Genomic DNA, 18,350 nt, shown 5'->3' on the forward strand with positions numbered 1-18,350 from the left:
CCAGTGGTTGTACGCATGGCGTACCCGCATGCAGCCTTCGACCTTGTCCGGGCCGCGAGCCGGCGCATGCTCCGGAGGCGCGTTAAAGCAGCGATTTCAGCCGGTACAGCGCCTCGAGCGCCTGCTTCGGCGTCAGCTCGTCCGGGTCCAGCGCGGCCAGTGCTTCCTGCGCGGCCGACGGCGCCTGCGCGAACAGGCCGAACTGCTGCGGGGCATCCAGCGCCTGCGGCGCGACCTCGGCCGCGTGTGTTTCGCGGCCACGCTGCTCGAGTTCGGCCAGGCGACGGCGTGCCTGCGCCAGCGTCGCCTTGGGCAGGCCGGCCAGCGCCGCCACCTGCAGGCCGAAGCTGCGGTCGGCCGCGCCGTCGCGCACCGCGTGCATGAACACCAGCGAATCGCCGTGCTCGACCGCGTCCAGGTGCACGTTGGCGATGCCGCTCTCCGGCGTGGCCAGCGAGGTCAGTTCGAAGTAGTGGGTGGCGAACAGGGTCCAGCAGCGGTTGACCGTGGCCAGGTGGCGCGCGACCGCGTCGGCCAAGGCGAGGCCGTCGTAGGTCGAGGTGCCGCGGCCGATCTCGTCCATCAGTACCAGCGACTGCTCGGTGGCGTGGTGGAGGATGTAGCTGGTCTCGGCCATCTCCACCATGAAGGTGGACTGGCCGCGGGCCAGGTCGTCGCCGGCGCCGATGCGGGTGAGGATGCGGTCGATCGGGCCGATCACCGCGCGGCTGGCCGGCACGAAGCTGCCGATGTGCGCCAACAGCACGATCAGCGCGTTCTGGCGCATGTAGGTGCTCTTGCCGCCCATGTTCGGGCCGGTGATCACCAGCATCCGCCGCGCCTGGCCGTCGCGGTCGCCGTACAGCTCCAGGTCGTTGGGCTCGAACGGTTCCTCGCGCACCGCCTCGACCACCGGATGGCGGCCGCGCTCGATGCACAGGCAGGGTGAGTCGGTCAGCTCCGGGCGCGCCCAGTCCAGCGCCTGCGCGCGTTCGGCGAAGGCGGCCAGCACGTCCAGCTCGCTGAGCGCGCCGGCGCAGCGCTTGAGCGGCTCCAGCACGGTGTTGAGCGAATCCAGCAGCGCCTCGTACAGGAACTTCTCGCGCGCCAGCGCACGCTCGCGCGCGGACAGCACCTTGTCCTCGAAGGACTTCAGCTCCTCGGTGATGTAGCGCTCGGCGCCGGTCAGGGTCTGGCGCCGGGTGTAATGCACCGGCGCCTTGTCGGACTGGCCCTTGCTGATCTCGATGTAATAGCCGTGGACGCGGTTGTAGCCGACCTTCAGGGTTGCAATCCCGGTGGCCGCGCGCTCGCGCGCCTCCAGGTCGACCAGGAACTGGTCGGCATTGGTGGACAGGCGGCGCAGCTCGTCCAGCTCGGCGTCATGGCCCTCGGCGATCACGCCGCCGTCGGCCAGCTTCAGCGGTGGCTGCGGTGCAACCGCCGAGGCCAGCAGGTGTGCGGTCTCGTCATGCTGGCCCAGCTCGTCCGACAGCGCTTGCAGCCGCGGCGAATCCAGCGGCGCCAGTGCCTGGCGGATGCCGGGCAGCAGGGCGAGCGCATCGCGCAGGGTCGACAGGTCGCGCGGGCGCGCCGAGCGCAGGGCTACGCGGGTGAGGATGCGTTCGACATCGCCCAGGCCGCGGAAGCCGTCGCGCAGGTCGGCATCGGCGCGCTGCTCGATCAGCGTGGCCACCGCATGGTGGCGGCCGCCGAGGACGTTGCGGTCGCGCAGCGGACGGTGCAGCCAGCGGCGCAGCAGGCGTCCGCCCATCGGGGTGATGGTCGAATCCAGCACGCCCAGCAGGGTGTGGCGGGTCTGGCCGTCGACCCGGGTGTCCAGCTCCAGGTGGCGGCGGGTCGCTGCGTTCATCGCGATCGCCTCGCCGGAGGTCTCCAGCGCGATCGAGGTCAGGTGCGGCAGCTGCTGCTTCTGGGTTTCCTCGACGTAGCCCAGCAGCGCGCCGGCGGCGGCGATCGCCAGCGGACGGTCGTCGATGCCGAAGCCGGTGAGGTCGTGCAGGCCGAAGAAGCGCAGCAGCTGGCGACGGCCGCTGTCCGGATCGAACAGCCACGGTGGCCGGCGGCGCAGCGCACCGGCGGACAGCGGCGGCCAGCCTTCCTCGTCCGGCACCAGCAGTTCGGCCGGCTCCAGGCGCGCCAGTTCGGCTTCCAGCTGGTCGGCGTTCTCGACCTCGCTGACCAGGAAGCGGCCGGCGGAAAGATCGGCCCAGGCCAGGCCGTAGCCGGAACGCCCGCGTGCCACCGCCATCAGCAGGGTGTCGCGGCGCTCGTCCAGCAGCGCCTCGTCGGTGACCGTGCCGGGGGTGACGATCCGCACCACCTTGCGCTCGACCAGGCCCTTGCTCGCCGCCGGGTCGCCGATCTGCTCGCAGATCGCCACCGATTCGCCCAGCGCCACCAGCCGCGCCAGGTAGCCCTCGTAGGCATGCACCGGCACGCCGGCCATCGGGATCGGCGCGCCGCCGGAGCTGCCGCGCTGGGTCAGGGTGATGTCGAGCAGGCGCGCGGCCTTGCGCGCGTCGTCGTAGAACAGCTCGTAGAAGTCGCCCATCCGGAAGAACAGCAGCAGGTCCGGGTACTCCGCCTTGGCGGCGAAGAACTGCTTCATCAGCGGGGTGTGCTCGGGCGCTGCTGGCTTGTCTGCGGTCCTGGACATCGGCTCGGGGATATTGCGGGGCCGCCGATTGTACCGGCCCCGCGCCCGGCTCAGTCCTGCCCGGCGTGGTGGCCGGGCGGCTCGGGCAGCGGACCGTCGGCCACCACGACGCGGTCGCGGCCGGCGCGCTTGGCTTGGTACATGGCCGCATCGGCGCGGGCGAGCACGCGCTCGTAGTCCGGGTGGCCGTCCTGGACGGCCACGCCAATGCTGGCGCTCAACTGCAGGCGGGTGCCGTCGGACAATGCCAGCGGTGCCCCGGAGATCGCGCGGCGCAGGGCGTGGGCGATGGCCACCGCCTCGGTCTGGCTGACCGAGCCCAGCACCGCCACGAATTCCTCGCCGCCGTAGCGGAACAGGTAGTCGCTGCCGCGGGTGTTCTCGACCAGGATCGCGGCCACGTGCTGCAGGGCGCGGTCGCCGGCCTCGTGGCCGTGGCCGTCATTGATCGCCTTGAAGTGGTCCAGGTCCAGCATCAGCACCGCGAACTGGCGGCCGGTGCTGGCCTGCAGCGCGACCTCGCGACGCAGGATGGTCGGCAGGAAGCGGCGGTTGAGCAGGCGGGTGAGCGCGTCGCGGCCGGACTCCAGGTCGCCGATGCCTTCGAACAGGATGCCGACCAGGTCGCGGATCGCTGCGGTCCAGCCGCGGATGTCGTCCAGCAGGACTCGCCGCCCGGCCGCGCTGGTGGCAGGCGGCAGGCGTTCGCGCAGGGCCGCGTCGATGCGCTCGGCCAGCTCGCCGACCTGGCGGGTCTCGCTGGTTTCGCCGAAGCTGGCCAGGCCCTTGTGCAGGAACCACAGGCCGAACTCCGAGCGCGACAGCAGCAGGCCTTCCAGCGGCCCGGGCTGCTCGGCGGTCAGCGCGTAGAGCAGGGTGTTCTCCCAGGCCAGCAGGAGCGCGCGCTGGCGCTCGCGCTCGGTGCCCACGTTCTGGATCAGCGAGAACAGGCGGAACGAGCCGTCCAGCTCGCCGGCGGCCTCGCGCGAGCGGGTGTAGGCGCGGGTCATCGATTCCAGCGCCAGGTCGAACAACCCGTCCAGCTGCAGGCTCGCCGCGAGCGCCTCGGCATGGCTGCCGGCACCGCTGGCGATGCCTTCGTGCATCCGCTCCTTGAGCAGGCGCATGCCGCGCCCGACCAGGTCGACCGGGATGCCGATGCGCGCATGCACCTGGCCGACGTGTTCCTGGAGCTGGTGCAGGGCCTCGACCGCGGCGGCATCGGCCTGCACCAGCTGGTGCAGCCACCTCTGCATCGAAGGCTTGAGCCGCGCCTGCACCTGGCCGGGGTCCAGGAAGCGGTTGGCCCGCGGGTCCTGGAGCATGCCGTCGTAGAAGTGGTCGGCCAGCGCGGGGGCGAGCTCGGCCACCAGCCCGTGGAGCAGGTGCGCGACGGCGGGATCCACCGACTGCAGGCGCCGGGTCCAGTCGGCGATCAGGCGCGGATCGGTGGGCGCTGCAGTGGGGGATCCGGAGCGTGCGGCCATGTCACGTAAACCATCCATGGGGAAATTATCGCGCCGTGGGTACGTCCCGTGCGCTGAACGTGGCACACGCGATGGTCTTGACTGCGCCCAACAGGAACGTGCCGGTCGCCCCGGACAGGACTGGGGAAGCCAGCCGGATGGTGGCGCGTCGCGGGCAGGGCGAGAGCCACATCGGACGATTCCGGATGACTTGTTCGCATCCCGCATGACTGCTTATCCGCGCCGTCGTGGTGCGGGTTAATGAACGGCACCAAGGAAGTGCGGATTTCGCTCCATCAGGAGGACGAATCCGCGTTTCCTGCGAATTATCCCGTGGCATCCGTGGAGCGATTCACGGTTTGCCCGGCGAACATAATCCTGTTGTGATGCTGCACTGCACCAATCGCTCGGTGCAGAGGGGAGAGGGAGTCCAGAGAGAACCATCACCGATTCCGGAGGCAGCATGAAAACCCGCAGCAGCTGGTATGCAAGGTTTCCGAAGACCCGCTTGTCCGCCGCAGTCCGTAACGTCCTGGCCGCTGCCCTCGTGGCCGGCAGCCCGGTCGCCCTGGCGCAGGAACCGGTACCTCCTCCCGACGCCGGCGCGACCGTGGCCCTCGTCGCCCAGGAAGGGGCCACCACCCTCGACACCGTGTCGGTGCTGGGCAACCGCAGCCAACCGCGCTCGGTGTCCTCATCCGCGGTCCCGATCGACATCCTCACCGCCGACGAGTTCCGCAGCCAGGGATCCACCGACGCGCTGGACCAGCTGCGCGTGCTGGTGCCCTCGTTCAATGTCAGCACCATCCCGATCGACGATGCCGCCAGCCTGGTGCGGCCGGCGAACCTGCGCGGCCTGCCGCCGGACAACACCCTGGTCCTGGTCAACGGCAAGCGGTTCCACCGCTCTGCGGTGATCACCTTCCTTGGCCACGGACTGTCCGATGGCGCGCAGGGGCCGGACCTGTCGGTGTTCCCGTCCCTGGCCCTGGACCAGGTGGAGGTGTTGCGCGACGGCGCCGCGGCCCAGTACGGCTCGGACGCGATCGCCGGGGTGGTCAACTTCGGCCTGAAGAAGATCAACGAGGGTGGCGCCTTCGAGGCCTTTGCCGGCCAGTACTACGAAGGCGACGGCTTCACCACCCGGTACTCGGCCCAGGTCGGCCTGCCGCTGACCGCGCGCGGCTTCGCCACCCTGACCGCCGAGTGGCGCGAAGCCGACGACACCTCGCGCAGCGTGCAGCGGGACGACGCGGCCGCCGCCATCGCGGCCGGCTATCCCGGGGTGCCGGTGCCGGCGCAGATCTGGGGCTCGCCCAGGGTCGACGACGACATCAAGTTCGTGGCCAACCTGGGCATCTCCGGCGACACCGTGGATTTCTACCTGTTCGGCAACTACGCCACCCGCGATGTCGACGGCGGCTTCTATTTCCGTGATCCCACGGCGCGCTCCGGCGTGTACTCCAACGACGACGGCCAGACCCTGCTGGTCGGCGACCTCACCGGTGCCGGTGGCTGTCCCACCATCGCCCTGCGCGACGGCGACGGAAACCTCGTCCCGTATTCCACCGTGAGCGGGCAGGTCGCGGCCCTGCCGTCCAACTGCTTCACCTTCCTCTCGCTGCTGCCGGGCGGCTTCACCCCGCGCTTCGCCGGGCAGCTGGAGGACTATTCGATGGTCGGCGGGGCCCGCGGCCGGTGGGGCGACTGGCACTGGGACCTCAGCGCCAGCTACGGCCGCAACGACATCGACTTCATCATCTACAACACGGTCAATGCCTCGCTGGGCCCGGACCAGCCGGCCAACCTGTACTTCCGTCCCGGCGGCAACACGCAGACCGAGAAGGGCGTCAATGTCGACCTGGGCCGGGACTTCGAGGTCGGTTTGGGCAGCGGGCCACTGCGCCTGGCGGCAGGCGCGGAGTGGCGCGAGGAAAGCTTCCAGGTCAGCGAGGGCGATGCCGCCTCCACCGCGATCGGTCAGCTGACCGAGCAGGGCTTCGCCCTCGGCTCCAACGGCTTCAACGGGTTCAGTCCACGCACCGCGGGGACGTTCGATCGCAGCAACTGGGCGGTGTACGTGGACGTGGAGTCGCAGCTGGGCGAGCGGTTCCTGCTGGCGGCGGCGGTGCGCCACGAGGACTTCGAGGACTTCGGTGGCACCACCAACGGCAAGCTCACCGCGCGCTACGACTTCAGCGACAGCTTCGCCCTGCGCGGCGCGGCCAGCACCGGCTTCCGCGCGCCGACGCCGGGGCAGTCCAACATCAGCCAGATCAGTACGGTATTCGGCGGCACCTCGCTGCAGGACATTGCAACCCTGCCGCCGACCAACCCGATCGCCGCGCTCAAGGGCGCGCAGCCACTGACCCCGGAGGAGTCGCGCAACCTGTCGCTGGGCCTGGTCTGGGACAGCGGCGACTGGCTGGTGACCGTGGACGCGTACCGGATCGAGCTGGAGGACCGCATCGCGCTGAGCACCAGCTTCGACCTCACCGACGCCGAGCGCGCGGCGCTGGTGGCCAGTGGGAATCCGGAGGCGGCGTCGATCTCGTCGGTGACCTACTTCGGCAACGCCTTCGACACCACGACCACCGGCGTGGACCTGGTGGCCAGCGTCGACACCGGACACTTCGGCGGCACCACCACCTATTCGCTGGCGGTGAACTGGAACCGCACGCAGGTGGATGGCTGGAACCCGGACTTCATCGACGAGGCGCGGGTATACAAGCTGGAGGAGTCGCTGCCGAAGACCAAGGGTTACTTCAGCATCAACCACCGTCGCGAGGTGTTCCGCGCCAACCTGCGCCTGGGCTATTACGGCTCATGGTTCGAGGACCACCTGGACAGCGGCGTCATCCTGGAGGAGGACGGCGGCCTGCCGATCCACGGCGACAGCCGCGTGATCGTCGACGCGGAGGTGGGCTGGGACCTGCCGTCCGGGCTGTACTTCGCCCTCGGCGCGCAGAACCTGTTCGACGAGGTGCCGGACGACAACCCCTGGGGCGCTTCGGTGGCCGGCGCCGCCTATCCGGTGCATTCGCCGTACGGGTTCACTGGCGGCTTCTACTACGCCCGCGTGGGCTGGAAGTTCTGAGCCATGCCGGTGCCCCGGTCCGCCGGGGCACCGGTCCCGGGGCAGGCGGCGGACTGTAATAGTCTCCGCTTCAGGCTTTCCAGATAGTCCTGCGCCATGGAACACCGCCATCCGCAGCCAGATCCGCCGCACGCCCGGCCCGGTGCCCAGGGCCATGGGCACGACAGTTCCCCGTCTCGTCCGCATGCCCAAGGGGTGGCTGGACAGGCGGCAGGGCAGGCGCACGACGACCATCCGCACGACCACGACCACGACCACGACCACGACGGTCACGGTCATGGCCATCACCACCATGGCCCCGGCGGCCACAGCCATGTCCCGGCCGAGATCCGCCACGAGAAGCCGCTGTGGTGGGCACTGGCCTTGACCGCCACGGTGCTGGCGGCCGAAGCCGTCGGCGCCTGGATGACCAACAGCCTGGCGCTGCTGTCGGACGCGGCGCACATGGCCACCGACACCCTGGCCCTGGCCATTGCCCTGGTCGCCGTACGCCTGGCGCGGCGCCCGCCGGATGCACGCCGCACCTATGGCTACGCCCGGTTCGAGGCACTGGGTGCACTGGCAAACGGCGCGCTGCTGTTCCTGCTGGCCGGCTACATCCTGTGGGAGGCCTGGCAGCGCTTCCGCACGCCGTTGCCGGTGGCCAGCATCGGCATGCTCGGGGTGGCGTCCATCGGCCTGGCCTGCAACCTGGTGGCGATGAAGCTGCTGCACGCCGGGGCAGGGCAGAGCCTCAACATGAAGGGCGCCTACCTCGAGGTCTGGAGCGACATGCTCAGCTCGCTGGTGGTGATCCTCGCCGCCGGCATCATCCATTTCACTGGCTGGAACTGGGTCGACCCGGTGCTGGCGGTGCTGATCGGGCTTTGGATGCTTCCGCGCACCTGGGTCCTGGTGCGCGAGGCGCTGAACGTGCTGATGGAGGGCGTGCCGGCGGGCGTCGAGCTGGCGACGCTGCGCCACGACCTGGAATCGACCGCGGGCGTGGCCGGGGTGCACGACCTGCATGTCTGGGCGCTGGCCTCGCGCACGCCGGCGCTGAGCGCGCACGTGGTCCTGCAGGCCGGTGCAGAGGGCGAGGCGGTGCGCCGCGCGCTGGCGGCGATGATCGAGCGTCGCCACGGCATCGGCCACGTCACCCTGCAGATGGAGACCGGCGGGGACGATCCCTGCCATGGCTGCGGCCACCCCTGAGCGAGCGGCGGGGCCGGCGCCTTGCGCAGGCGCACGACAGCGGGCGCCGTTCTGCGGTAGAACGTGGCGGTTGCCTTCCCACGGACCCTGACGATGCTTCCACCTTCCGACGCCGAACTGCGTGCGCAGGCCCAGGCCCTGGGCGAGCGCCTGGCCGCGGCGCGCGAGCACGTGGTCACCGCCGAGAGCTGCACCGGCGGCTGGATCGCCAAGTGCCTGACCGATATCGCCGGCTCCTCGTCCTGGTTCGACTGCGGCATGGTCGTGTACAGCTACGAGGCCAAGCAGGCCATGCTCGGGGTGCGCCCGCAGACCCTGGAGGAGCATGGCGCGGTCAGCCGCGAGACGGCGATCGAGATGGTGTCCGGCGCGCTGGTGCATTCCGGTGCCAGCGTCGCGGTGGCGGTGACCGGCATCGCCGGCCCGGGCGGCGGCAGCGAGGACAAGCCGGTCGGCACGGTGTGGATCGCCTGGAAGCGCCGCGGCGGCTACGCCAGCGCGAAGGTGTTCCAGTTCGGGGGCGACCGCGAGGCGGTGCGACGGCAGACCGTGGCCAGCGCGCTGCAGGGCATCGGCGAGCTGCTGGCATGACACGGATGCAAGCGTGAAGCAGGGGGAGGGCACCTGATGTGGGAGACCCTGGGCACGGTCCGCGACCTGGGCCGGCTGCAGCAGATAGCCTCGGTGCTGATCGGCCATGGCTTCGGCGACATGGTCCGGCGCATCGGCCTGTCCGGGGCGCTGGAGCGCGCCGGCCGCATCCTGCACTGGCGTGACGCGGAGGCGACGGCGCACATGCCGCCGCCGCTGCGCGTGCGCCGCGCGCTGGAGGAGCTGGGCCCCACCTTCGTCAAGCTTGGCCAGGTACTGGCCACGCGCGTGGACCTGCTGCCGCCGGAGTGGATCACCGAGCTGGGCAAGCTGCAGAACTCGGTGCCCGCGGTGCCGTTCGAACAGATCCGCCCGCAGCTGGTCGAGGACCTGGGCGCTGATCCGGCCGAGGTCTTCGCCCGCCTCGAGGAAAAGCCGCTGGCTGCCGCCTCGCTGGCCCAGGCCTACCGTGCGTGGCTCGACGACGGCACCGCGGTGGTGCTGAAGGTCCGGCGCCCCGGCATCCGCGACACGGTCGAGGCCGACCTGCGCCTGCTGGCGCGTGCCGCCGAGATCGTCGAGGCGCGCGCCCCAGACCTGCGCCGCTACCGGCCCACCCAGGTGGTGCACGAGTTCGCGGTGTCGCTGCGCCGCGAGCTGGATTTCGCCGGCGAGGGCCGCAATGCCGAGCGCATCGCCGCCAACTTCGCCGGTTACGAGGGCATCGTGGTGCCGAAGGTCCATTGGCAGTGGACCAGCGAGCGGCTCAACGTGCAGGACCTGCTCGACGGCATCCCGGGCACCGACCTGGCCGCGGTCGACGCCGCCGGCATGGACCGCGCGGCCCTGGCCCGCACCGGCGCCGACATCGTGCTGAAGATGGTGCTGGAGGATGGCTTCTTCCATGCCGATCCGCACCCGGGGAACATCTTCTACCTGCCGGGCGGACGCATCGGCGTGATCGACTTCGGCATGGTCGGGCGCGTCTCCGACCAGCGCCGCCTCCAGATCGTGCAGCTTCTGCACGGGCTGGTGGCGCGCGAACCGGAAGCGGTGGCCGAGGTGCTGATGGAATGGACCGGGGGCAGCGGCGAGTTCGACGAATCGCGCCTGCAGGCCGACATCGGCGCCTTCGTCGACCAGTACCGCGGGGTCCCGCTCAAGGACCTGCACATGGGCCTGATGCTGTCCGACGTGACCACGATCCTGCGCGAGCATGGACTCAGCCTGCCGCCGGACCTGGCGCTGATGGTCAAGGCCTTCCTCACCCTGGAGGGCATGGGCCGGCAGCTGGACCCGGACTTCGACATGGCCAGCGCCGCGCAGCCCTACGTGGAAAAGGTGCTGCTCAGGCACTGGGCGCCGCGCGCGCTGCTCAGGCGTGGCCGCCGCGGCATGCGCGATGCGCTGGAACTGGCCGGCGACATGCCGCGCGAGCTGCGCCGGCTGCTGCGCACCGCGCGCCGCGGGCGGCTGCACATGCAGATGGAAGTGACCTCGCTGAAGGCCTTCGGCGACCAGGTCGACCGCGCCGCCAACCGCCTGACCCTGGGCGTGGTCACCGCGGCGCTGGTGATCGGCTCCTCCATCGTCATGCACAGCGCTGGCGGCGGCGTGCCCAGCCGCTGGCTGCTGGCGCTGGGCGTGATGGGTTTCATCGGCGCCACCGTGGTCGGCATGTGGATCCTGCTGTCGATCTGGCGCAGCGGCAGGAGGTAGCGCCGGCTGTCCGGGCGTTACCCTGCCCGGTACTCGAGCAGGTCACCGGGCTGGCACTCCAGCACACGGCAGATCGCCTCCAGCGTCGCGAAGCGCACGCCCTTGACGTGGCCCTGCTTGAGCAACGACAGGTTGGTCTCGCTGATGCCGACGGCGTCGGCGAGGTCCTTCGACTTCATCTTGCGCCGCGCCAGCATCACGTCGAGGTTCACCACGATCGGCATCAGACGATGCTCCGCGCGTCTTCCGCCGCCTGGACCGCCAGGCGCAGGAGGTGGGCGACGCTGTAGAGGCACAGGCAGGCGAGCAGGAAGTAATCGGGGCTGGTAGAGACAGTGATGCGCAGCTGCCAGGCGTCGTGGCTGCTCTGCACCCAGGCGGCCACGAAGGCGCCTGCCAGGTCGAAAAGCAGCGAGAGCGGCAGCGAGTGGGCCAGGCGCATGAAGGCGCTGGCGACCGGTTCCGACAGTGCCACGCAGGCATGCAGTGCCTTGCCCACGCGACGCACGGCGGCCAGAGGCAGGAGATACGTGAGGGTGGACAGCACGATCGCCACGGCGAGCAGGCCGCGGTCCCCGGCATCGAGCCCCGCCGCCGCCTCCAGCGGGAGGTCGAACAGGACCCAGGTGCCAAACGGCGCCGTGCTTCCCGACAGCACCAGCAGTACGAAGCACAGGCCGACAGCCGTCACCGTCACGGTCCCGATGGAAGCCAGCGACATCAGGTGGTAACCGTGGCGGCGGATCTTCAGTTCGGGGTTCATCGCTCACTCCTTGAGCTTGGTGGATTTACGTAAAACGTAAACGAATTTACGCACCGGTCAAGTGCCGGGCGCGGTGGTTGCACCGGGTTGCTGTTAGCAGTATTACTACTAACCATGGAACTGACCGACACCCAGCAGGCGATCCTCCACCTGATCGCCGAGCGCATCGAGGCCGAGGGCATGCCGCCCTCCCAGGCTGAGATCGCCCGCGCCTTTGGCTTCAAGGGCGTGCGCGCCGCGCAGTACCACCTGGAAGCGCTGGAGGCCGCCGGTGCGATCGAGCGGGTGCCGGGACGCGCCCGCGGCATCCGCGTCCGCCAGCTGCCGCAGGCGCTGCACGAGGAGCAGGCCGCGACCGCCGCCAACGACGATGCCCTGCGCCTGCCAGTGCTGGGGCGGGTCGCGGCAGGCATGCCGATCGGCGCCGACGTCCCCACCGACCTGGCCGAGAGCTTCCTGGTCCTGGACCGGGTGCTGTTCTCCCCCTCGCCGGACTACCTGCTGCGGGTGCAGGGCGATTCCATGCGCGACGAGGGCATCTTCGACGGCGACCTGATCGGCGTGCACCGGACCCGCGAGGCGCGTTCGGGCCAGATCGTGGTGGCGCGGGTGGACGAGGAGATCACGGTCAAGCTGCTGAAGATCGGCAGGGACCGCATCCGCCTGCTGCCGCGCAATCCCGACTACGCCCCGATCGAGGTCCTGCCCGACCAGGATTTCGCCATCGAGGGGCTTTACTGCGGCCTGGTGCGCCCCAATCGATGAGGCAGCCGGCGCCGGGGAATAGTCCTACGGCGCCACGGGGGATCCGGCGATGGGCGCGCCGGGCGGGGATCGCTAGCCTGATCCACACCGCTTCCGGCCCGTCGCAGCTTTTGCGACCACCCCCGGCCAGACTACCCACACACGATCACTGACACCGAGGACACACCCAGATGGACGAGAACAAGAAGCGCGCCCTCGCGGCGGCCCTGAGCCAGATCGAGAAGCAGTTCGGCAAGGGCTCGGTGATGCGCATGGGCGACCGCGTGGTCGAGCCGGTGGAGGTCATCCCGACCGGTTCGCTGATGCTGGACATCGCCCTGGGCATCGGCGGCCTGCCGAAGGGCCGCGTGGTCGAGATCTACGGTCCGGAGTCCTCGGGCAAGACCACCCTGACCCTGCAGGCCATCGCCGAGTGCCAGAAGCAGGGCGGCACCGCCGCCTTCATCGACGCCGAGCATGCGCTGGACCCGATCTACGCGGCCAAGCTGGGCGTGAAGGTCGACGACCTGCTGCTGTCGCAGCCCGACACCGGCGAGCAGGCGCTGGAAATCGCCGACATGCTGGTGCGCTCCGGTTCGGTCGACATCCTGGTCGTCGACTCGGTCGCCGCGCTGACCCCCAAGGCCGAGATCGAGGGCGAGATGGGCGACCAGCTGCCCGGCCTGCAGGCCCGCCTGATGAGCCAGGCCCTGCGCAAGCTGACCGGCAACATCAAGCGCTCCAACACCCTGGTGATCTTCATCAACCAGCTGCGCCACAAGATCGGCGTGATGATGCCGGGCCAGAGCCCGGAAACCACCACCGGCGGCAACGCGCTGAAGTTCTACGCCTCGGTGCGCCTGGACATCCGCCGCATCGGCTCGATCAAGAAGGGCGACGAGATCATCGGCAACCAGACCAAGATCAAGGTAGTCAAGAACAAGCTGGCGCCGCCGTTCAAGCAGATCGTCACCGAGATCCTCTACGGCGAGGGCATCAGCCGCGAGGGCGAACTGATCGACATGGGCGTGGACGCCAAGATCGTCGAGAAGTCCGGCGCCTGGTACAGCTACGGCTCCGAGCGCATCGGCCAGGGCAAGGACAACTCTCGCCAGTACCTGCGCGAGAACCCCGAGGTCGCCGCCCGCCTGGAAGGCGAGCTGCGCGAGAAGTTCCAGCCGGCCGAGGTCTCGCGCGACGAAGCCGCCGAGGACTGATCCACCGAGTCTCTCCGCTCCCCGTCGGCGTGCTGTCAGTGACGCGCCGGCGGGGGGCGGTTCCTTCAAGCCAGGAGGGCAGGTGCCACGGATGGCGCAATCCCGGGCAGGGAGGTGATGGCCATGGCCACTGATCGGCAGTTCCTTGGGTACGTGCTCGAGCAGGCCGGGCTGGGCGATGCCCTGGCCGCGAAGCCGATGTTCGGCGAATACGGCCTCTACCTGGACGGGTTGTTCCTGGCGGTGGTCGCCGACAACCAGCTGTTCCTCAAGCCCACGGCCGAAGCCCGCGCGCTGCTGCCCAGTCCCGTCGAGGCGCCACCGTATCCCGGGGCCAGCCCCTGGCTGCAGGTGGACGAGGCCCTGGACGAGCCCGGGCTGCTGCGTCGCCTGTTCCGGACCACCTCCGCCGCGTTGCCGCCGCCCAAACCGGCGGGGCGTGCCAAGTCGGGCAAGTCGGGCAAGTCGGGCAAGCCAGCCGGTGCATCCGGGCGCAGCCCCGCCAGCCGCTGACAGCCGGCCCTGCCTTCTGCCGTAACCTGCAGTCGATGAGCGAAGAATCCCCCTCCAGGCGCAAGCCGCGTACCCCACAGACCCCGGTGCAGCGTGCCCTGGGCCTGCTGGTGCGGCGCGAGCACTCGCGAAAGGAGCTGACCCGCAAGCTGACCGCCCGCGGTGTCGACGCCGACGAAGCCGCCACCGCGGTCGAGCGGCTGGCGGGGGAGGGCTGGCAGGACGACGCCCGTTTCGCCGAGTTCCTGGTGCGCAACCGCGCCAGTTCCGGCTACGGGCCGCTGTATGTCCGGGCCGAACTGGGCACCCATGGCCTGTCCGGGGAGGCGGTCGCCGCCGCCATGGAGGGCTTCGAGGGCGACTGGACCGAGATCGCCCGCGACCTGGTCCGCCGCCGCTTCGGACCTTCCGGCCCGGCCGACCTGGCCCAGCGGCGCAAGGCCGCCGACCTGCTGGCCCGGCGCGGCTTCGATGGCGATGCCATCCGCGCCGCCACCCGCTGGGATCCGGACGACTGAGCCCGGCTCCTGCTCCGGGGCCTGCTCCGGGACTTCCGGCGCATCCGATCAGCGCCTGCACCACGCCGTTCCGCCGGCCCGGGGCCGCGCTCTGATACCCTTTACCGGTTGATTTCCCGTCCTTCCGGGCGCGCCTGGCGCCGTCCCGGCCGGACCCGTCGCCAGCCGAAGACAGATGACCCCCACCAACCCGTATACCACTGCGCGTATCCGCAGCGATTTCCTCGAGTTCTTCAAGGACAAGGGCCACACCATCGTGCCGTCCGCGCCGCTGGTGCCGGGCAACGACCCGACCCTGCTGTTCACCAACTCGGGCATGGTCCAGTTCAAGGACGTGTTCCTGGGCGCGGAGAAGCGCAGCTACGTGCGCGCGGCCGACGTCCAGCGCTGCCTGCGCGCCGGCGGCAAGCACAACGACCTCGATTCGGTCGGTTACACCGCGCGCCACCACACCTTCTTCGAGATGCTGGGCAACTGGTCCTTCGGCGACTACTTCAAGAAGGAAGCCATCGCCTGGGCCTGGGAACTGCTGACCGGCGTGTGGAAGCTTCCGGCCGAGCGCCTGCTGGTCACCGTCTACCACACCGACGACGAGGCCTACGGGATCTGGCGCGACCAGATCGGCGTGCCGGAGTCGCGCATCGTCCGCATCGGCGACAACAAGGGCGCGCCCTACGCCTCTGACAACTTCTGGCAGATGGCCGACACCGGTCCCTGCGGTCCGTGCACCGAGATCTTCTACGACCATGGCGAACACATCGCCGGCGGCCCCCCGGGCTCGCCGGACGAGGACGGCGACCGCTTCATCGAGATCTGGAACCTGGTGTTCATGCAGTTCGACCGCCAGCCCGACGGCACCCTGGTACCGCTGCCGGCGCCGTGCGTGGACACCGGCATGGGCCTGGAGCGCCTGGCGGCGATCCTGCAGCACGTGCACAGCAACTACGAGATCGACCTGTTCCAGGCCCTGATCCGCAAGGCCGCCGCGCTGACCGGCACCCCGGACCTGGAGAACAAGTCGCTGCGCGTGATCGCCGACCACATCCGCGCCAGCTCCTTCCTGATCGTCGACGGCGTGCTGCCGTCCAACGAGGGTCGCGGCTACGTGCTGCGCCGGATCATCCGCCGCGCGCTGCGCCATGGCTGGATGCTGGGCGTGCGCCAGCCGTTCTTCCACCAGCTGGTGGATGAGCTGGTCGCGCAGATGGGCGAGGCCTATCCGGAGCTGCCGGCCGCGCGCGACACCGTCCAGCGAGCACTGAAGGCCGAGGAGGAGCGCTTCGCCGAGACCCTCGACGCCGGCATGAAGATCTTCGAGGACGTGGCCGCCCACGCCGCCGGCGCTGTGATCCCGGGCGTGGACGCCTTCCGCCTGTACGACACCTACGGCTTCCCGCTGGACCTGACCCAGGACATCGCGCGCGAGCGCGGCCTGACCGTGGACGTCGCCGGCTTCGAGGCGGCGATGGAGCAGCAGCGCGAGACCGCGCGTGCGGCCGGCAAGTTCGGCGGTGGCGTGCAGCTGCCGGCCGAGCTGGTCGCCACCCTGGAGCCGACCGTGTTCCTGGGCTACGACGCGCTCGAAGCCGAGGGCATGAAGGTCGTGGCCCTGCTGCACGACGGCCGTCCGGTCGACAGCGTCGCCAGCGGCGAGGAAGCGATCGTGCTGCTCGACCGCACTCCGTTCTACGCCGAGTCCGGCGGCCAGGTGGGCGACACCGGCGTACTGGAGGGCGAGGGCGCGAAGCTGCAGGTCGGCGACACCCAGAAGTTCGCCGGCCAGTTCCACGGCCATTTCGTGCGCGTGGCCGAGGGCGGCCTGAAGACCGGCCAGCTCCTGCGCGGCGCAGTCGACGGAGAGCGCCGTCGCGCGATCGTGCTCAACCACTCCGCCACCCACCTGCTGCACGGCGCGCTGCGCGGCCTGCTCGGCACCCATGTGCAGCAGAAGGGTTCGCTGGTTGCGCCGGACCGCCTGCGCTTCGACTTCTCCCACTTCCAGCCGGTCAACGCCGAGGAAGTCGCGCGGATCGAACGCATGGTCAACGACGAGGTGCGTGCCAACCACGCCGTGGTGATCCAGCAGATGGGCATCCAGGAAGCGCTGGACCTGGGCGCGATGGCGCTGTTCGGCGAGAAGTACGGCGAGCGCGTGCGCGTGGTGAAGATGGGCGAATCGGTCGAGCTGTGCGGCGGCACCCACGTCGCCCGCACCGGCGACATCGGCCTGTTCAAGATCGTGTCCGAAGGCGGCGTGTCCGCTGGCGTGCGCCGCATCGAGGCCCTGACCGGCCAGGCCGCGCTGGAGCACATCGCCGCCGAAGGCCGCGCGCTGGACGAGGCGGCCTCGCTGCTGGGCGGCAGCCGCGGCGAGGTGGTCGAGCGCGCGCGTGCGGTTGCCGAGCGCATCCGCAAGCTGGAGCGCGAGCTGGAGTCGATCAAGGCCAAGGCCGCCAGCAGTGCCGCCGCGGACCTCGCCGGTTCGGCGGTGGACGTGTCCGGCATCAAGGTGCTGGCCGCGCGCCTGGAAGGCATCGACGCCAAGGGCTTGCGCGAGGCGGTGGATCGCCTCAAGCAGCAGCTCGGCGACACCGTGGTGCTGCTGGCTGGCGCGCAGGGCGGCAAGGTCGCCCTGGTCGCCGGCGTGAACGGTGCCGCAACGGGCAAGGTCAAGGCCGGCGAACTTCTCGCGCACGTCGCGGGTCGTATTGGTGGCAAGGGCGGCGGACGCCCGGATCTCGCCCAGGGTGGTGGCGAGGACGGGCCCGCCCTTGCACCTGCCCTGGCCGACGTCCCCGCGTGGGTCGCCGAGCGCGTTGGCTAGTTATCCGGCAGTTGGCCTCGCGCTTGCCGGGCCGCGGCGGGGGGCAGTACGATCCCCCGACCCCGACGCTGCACAGTGGATGCGCGCGGCTTCACCCTGAAGCCTCGCGCCGGTACGTAACCTCCGGGTCGTAACCGGCGCCATGGAGAACAAGAAATGCTGATTCTGACCCGCCGAGTAGGCGAGACCCTCATGATCGGAGATTCGATCACCGTCACCGTGCTCGGGGTCAAGGGCAACCAGGTGCGCATCGGTATCACCGCGCCGAAGGACGTCGCCGTGCACCGCGAGGAGATCTACCAGCGCATCCAGCGTGGTGAATCGCCGTCGGATGCTGGAAACGAAGGCACTCCGGCCGAATAACGCAGGAAGTGTTTGCCGGGTCCGGCCCGAACCTGTATCCTTTCGCGGCCCGCAGCACTGGTGCAGTGCGAGGGTTCAACGGAGTGATGCCCGAGAGGCCGAAGGGGCTCCCCTGCTAAGGGAGTATAGGGTCAAAAGCTCTATCGAGGGTTCGAATCCCTCTCACTCCGCCAGTTACCAGGAAAGCCCGCGACGCAAGCCGCGGGCTTTTTCTTTGCGTGTTCTCCGGTGTCTTTCCCGCATGGGTCATGCGCGCACCGCTGCGGGTATGCCTCCCGCCCCAGCGCTGTCACTGTGGGTTCTGCAGCGTGTGCCAGCTGCGTGTTTGCCTGGCTTTGTCTGGGCAACTGGTGCTGGTTTGCCACGCATTTGATCCTGCTGCCTCGTCGCTTTCCCCCTGGTTTCCAGTGGGATTTCCGCGGACCGCGCGCGGGTTCGTGGCGCTGCAGCGCCACTGCCTGTGGATGGACGGGGCGGATGGCTACCTGCCTCGGCGACGGCGCGGGAGAATCCGCTCTGCGCGTCCTCGATACACGGGCAGGGTGCTGGATCCCAGGCATCAGGTGGGCGCCGTCGAGGCTCGCTGCGAAGGTGGCAGTGATTGCTTCGCGCGTGCGTCAGCCGTTGGTCGGCCGAGGCGTATCGATATCGGAGGAGTGCC

The 18,350-nt window shown here is 70.0% G+C and carries 14 protein-coding genes and 1 tRNA gene; 11 read left to right on the forward strand and 4 right to left on the reverse strand.

The features are described from left to right. Nucleotides 1-82: 82 nt before the first annotated feature. Nucleotides 83-2,680 carry a DNA mismatch repair protein MutS gene (gene mutS / locus PSESU_RS05050; RefSeq protein ID WP_013534691.1) on the reverse strand — a complete coding sequence of 866 codons (2,598 nt, stop codon included), beginning with the start codon at nt 2,678-2,680 and terminating at the stop codon, nt 83-85. Nucleotides 2,681-2,730: 50 nt separating this feature from the next. Then, entirely contained in the window at nt 2,731-4,167 is a 1,437-nt protein-coding gene (locus PSESU_RS05055; protein ID WP_013534692.1) for a diguanylate cyclase, read from the reverse strand. 487 nt (nt 4,168-4,654) lie between these two features. On the opposite strand from PSESU_RS05055, the gene PSESU_RS05060 reads away from it, so the two are divergent. From PSESU_RS05060 to ubiB, 4 genes are all read left to right on the forward strand, one after another. Then, nucleotides 4,655-7,243: a TonB-dependent receptor plug domain-containing protein gene (locus PSESU_RS05060; RefSeq protein ID WP_041763867.1), complete on the forward strand. Its 2,589-nt coding sequence runs from the start codon at nt 4,655-4,657 to the stop codon at nt 7,241-7,243. A gap of 96 nt (nt 7,244-7,339) precedes the next feature. Next, entirely contained in the window at nt 7,340-8,437 is a 1,098-nt protein-coding gene (locus PSESU_RS05065) for a cation diffusion facilitator family transporter (RefSeq protein ID WP_013534694.1), read from the forward strand. Nucleotides 8,438-8,530: 93 nt separating this feature from the next. Beyond that, nucleotides 8,531-9,028 carry a CinA family protein gene (locus tag PSESU_RS05070; protein WP_013534695.1) on the forward strand — a complete coding sequence of 166 codons (498 nt, stop codon included), beginning with the start codon at nt 8,531-8,533 and terminating at the stop codon, nt 9,026-9,028. Nucleotides 9,029-9,064: 36 nt separating this feature from the next. Further along, on the forward strand, nt 9,065-10,747 hold the full coding sequence (gene ubiB, locus PSESU_RS05075; protein WP_013534696.1) for a 2-polyprenylphenol 6-hydroxylase: 1,683 nt from the start codon (nt 9,065-9,067) through the stop codon (nt 10,745-10,747). 17 nt (nt 10,748-10,764) lie between these two features. On the opposite strand, the gene PSESU_RS05080 is transcribed toward ubiB, so the two are convergent. Both PSESU_RS05080 and PSESU_RS05085 read right to left on the reverse strand, forming a co-directional pair. Further along, nucleotides 10,765-10,971, reverse strand: a complete 207-nt coding sequence (locus PSESU_RS05080; protein WP_013534697.1) for a helix-turn-helix domain-containing protein — start codon at nt 10,969-10,971, stop codon at nt 10,765-10,767. Beyond that, nucleotides 10,971-11,510, reverse strand: a complete 540-nt coding sequence (locus PSESU_RS05085) for a hypothetical protein (protein ID WP_013534698.1) — start codon at nt 11,508-11,510, stop codon at nt 10,971-10,973. The genes PSESU_RS05080 and PSESU_RS05085 overlap by 1 nt, the downstream gene beginning before the upstream one ends. 114 nt (nt 11,511-11,624) lie before the next feature. On the opposite strand from PSESU_RS05085, the gene lexA reads away from it, so the two are divergent. The 7 genes from lexA (at nt 11,625) to PSESU_RS05120 (ending at nt 17,862) form a co-directional block, all read left to right on the forward strand. Continuing rightward, nucleotides 11,625-12,275 carry a transcriptional repressor LexA gene (lexA, locus tag PSESU_RS05090; RefSeq protein WP_013534699.1) on the forward strand — a complete coding sequence of 217 codons (651 nt, stop codon included), beginning with the start codon at nt 11,625-11,627 and terminating at the stop codon, nt 12,273-12,275. Nucleotides 12,276-12,445: 170 nt separating this feature from the next. Beyond that, nucleotides 12,446-13,471, forward strand: coding sequence for a recombinase RecA (recA, locus tag PSESU_RS05095; RefSeq protein ID WP_013534700.1), 1,026 nt, complete (start codon nt 12,446-12,448; stop codon nt 13,469-13,471). Nucleotides 13,472-13,594: 123 nt separating this feature from the next. Next, on the forward strand, nt 13,595-13,984 hold the full coding sequence (locus PSESU_RS05100) for a TfoX/Sxy family protein (protein WP_013534701.1): 390 nt from the start codon (nt 13,595-13,597) through the stop codon (nt 13,982-13,984). Nucleotides 13,985-14,019: 35 nt separating this feature from the next. Beyond that, nucleotides 14,020-14,502 carry a recombination regulator RecX gene (gene recX, locus PSESU_RS05105; RefSeq protein ID WP_013534702.1) on the forward strand — a complete coding sequence of 161 codons (483 nt, stop codon included), beginning with the start codon at nt 14,020-14,022 and terminating at the stop codon, nt 14,500-14,502. Nucleotides 14,503-14,677: 175 nt separating this feature from the next. Further along, entirely contained in the window at nt 14,678-17,326 is a 2,649-nt protein-coding gene (alaS, locus tag PSESU_RS05110) for an alanine--tRNA ligase (protein WP_013534703.1), read from the forward strand. A gap of 156 nt (nt 17,327-17,482) precedes the next feature. Continuing rightward, nucleotides 17,483-17,689, forward strand: coding sequence for a carbon storage regulator CsrA (gene csrA, locus PSESU_RS05115; protein WP_013534704.1), 207 nt, complete (start codon nt 17,483-17,485; stop codon nt 17,687-17,689). An 80-nt stretch (nt 17,690-17,769) separates the two neighbouring features. Then, nucleotides 17,770-17,862: transfer RNA gene (locus tag PSESU_RS05120), tRNA-Ser, on the forward strand. Nucleotides 17,863-18,350 lie beyond the last annotated feature (488 nt).

It is taken from the genome of Pseudoxanthomonas suwonensis 11-1, assembly GCF_000185965.1.
In the GTDB taxonomy this organism is placed as follows: Bacteria; Pseudomonadota; Gammaproteobacteria; order Xanthomonadales; family Xanthomonadaceae; genus Pseudoxanthomonas; species Pseudoxanthomonas suwonensis_A.

Excerpts from the sequence above, each read along its gene's own strand:
- PSESU_RS05080 (WP_013534697.1), bottom strand. The coding sequence starts at position 10,971 with ATGCCGATCGTGGTGAACCTCGACGTGATGCTGGCGCGGCGCAAGATG.
- recA (WP_013534700.1), top strand. The coding sequence starts at position 12,446 with ATGGACGAGAACAAGAAGCGCGCCCTCGCGGCGGCCCTGAGCCAGATC.
- PSESU_RS05085 (WP_013534698.1), bottom strand. The coding sequence starts at position 11,510 with ATGAACCCCGAACTGAAGATCCGCCGCCACGGTTACCACCTGATGTCG.
- lexA (WP_013534699.1), top strand. The coding sequence starts at position 11,625 with ATGGAACTGACCGACACCCAGCAGGCGATCCTCCACCTGATCGCCGAG.
- ubiB (WP_013534696.1), top strand. The coding sequence starts at position 9,065 with ATGTGGGAGACCCTGGGCACGGTCCGCGACCTGGGCCGGCTGCAGCAG.
- PSESU_RS05070 (WP_013534695.1), top strand. The coding sequence starts at position 8,531 with ATGCTTCCACCTTCCGACGCCGAACTGCGTGCGCAGGCCCAGGCCCTG.
- PSESU_RS05100 (WP_013534701.1), top strand. The coding sequence starts at position 13,595 with ATGGCCACTGATCGGCAGTTCCTTGGGTACGTGCTCGAGCAGGCCGGG.
- mutS (WP_013534691.1), bottom strand. The coding sequence starts at position 2,680 with ATGTCCAGGACCGCAGACAAGCCAGCAGCGCCCGAGCACACCCCGCTG.
- PSESU_RS05065 (WP_013534694.1), top strand. The coding sequence starts at position 7,340 with ATGGAACACCGCCATCCGCAGCCAGATCCGCCGCACGCCCGGCCCGGT.
- recX (WP_013534702.1), top strand. The coding sequence starts at position 14,020 with ATGAGCGAAGAATCCCCCTCCAGGCGCAAGCCGCGTACCCCACAGACC.
- PSESU_RS05055 (WP_013534692.1), bottom strand. The coding sequence starts at position 4,167 with ATGGCCGCACGCTCCGGATCCCCCACTGCAGCGCCCACCGATCCGCGC.
- csrA (WP_013534704.1), top strand. The coding sequence starts at position 17,483 with ATGCTGATTCTGACCCGCCGAGTAGGCGAGACCCTCATGATCGGAGAT.
- alaS (WP_013534703.1), top strand. The coding sequence starts at position 14,678 with ATGACCCCCACCAACCCGTATACCACTGCGCGTATCCGCAGCGATTTC.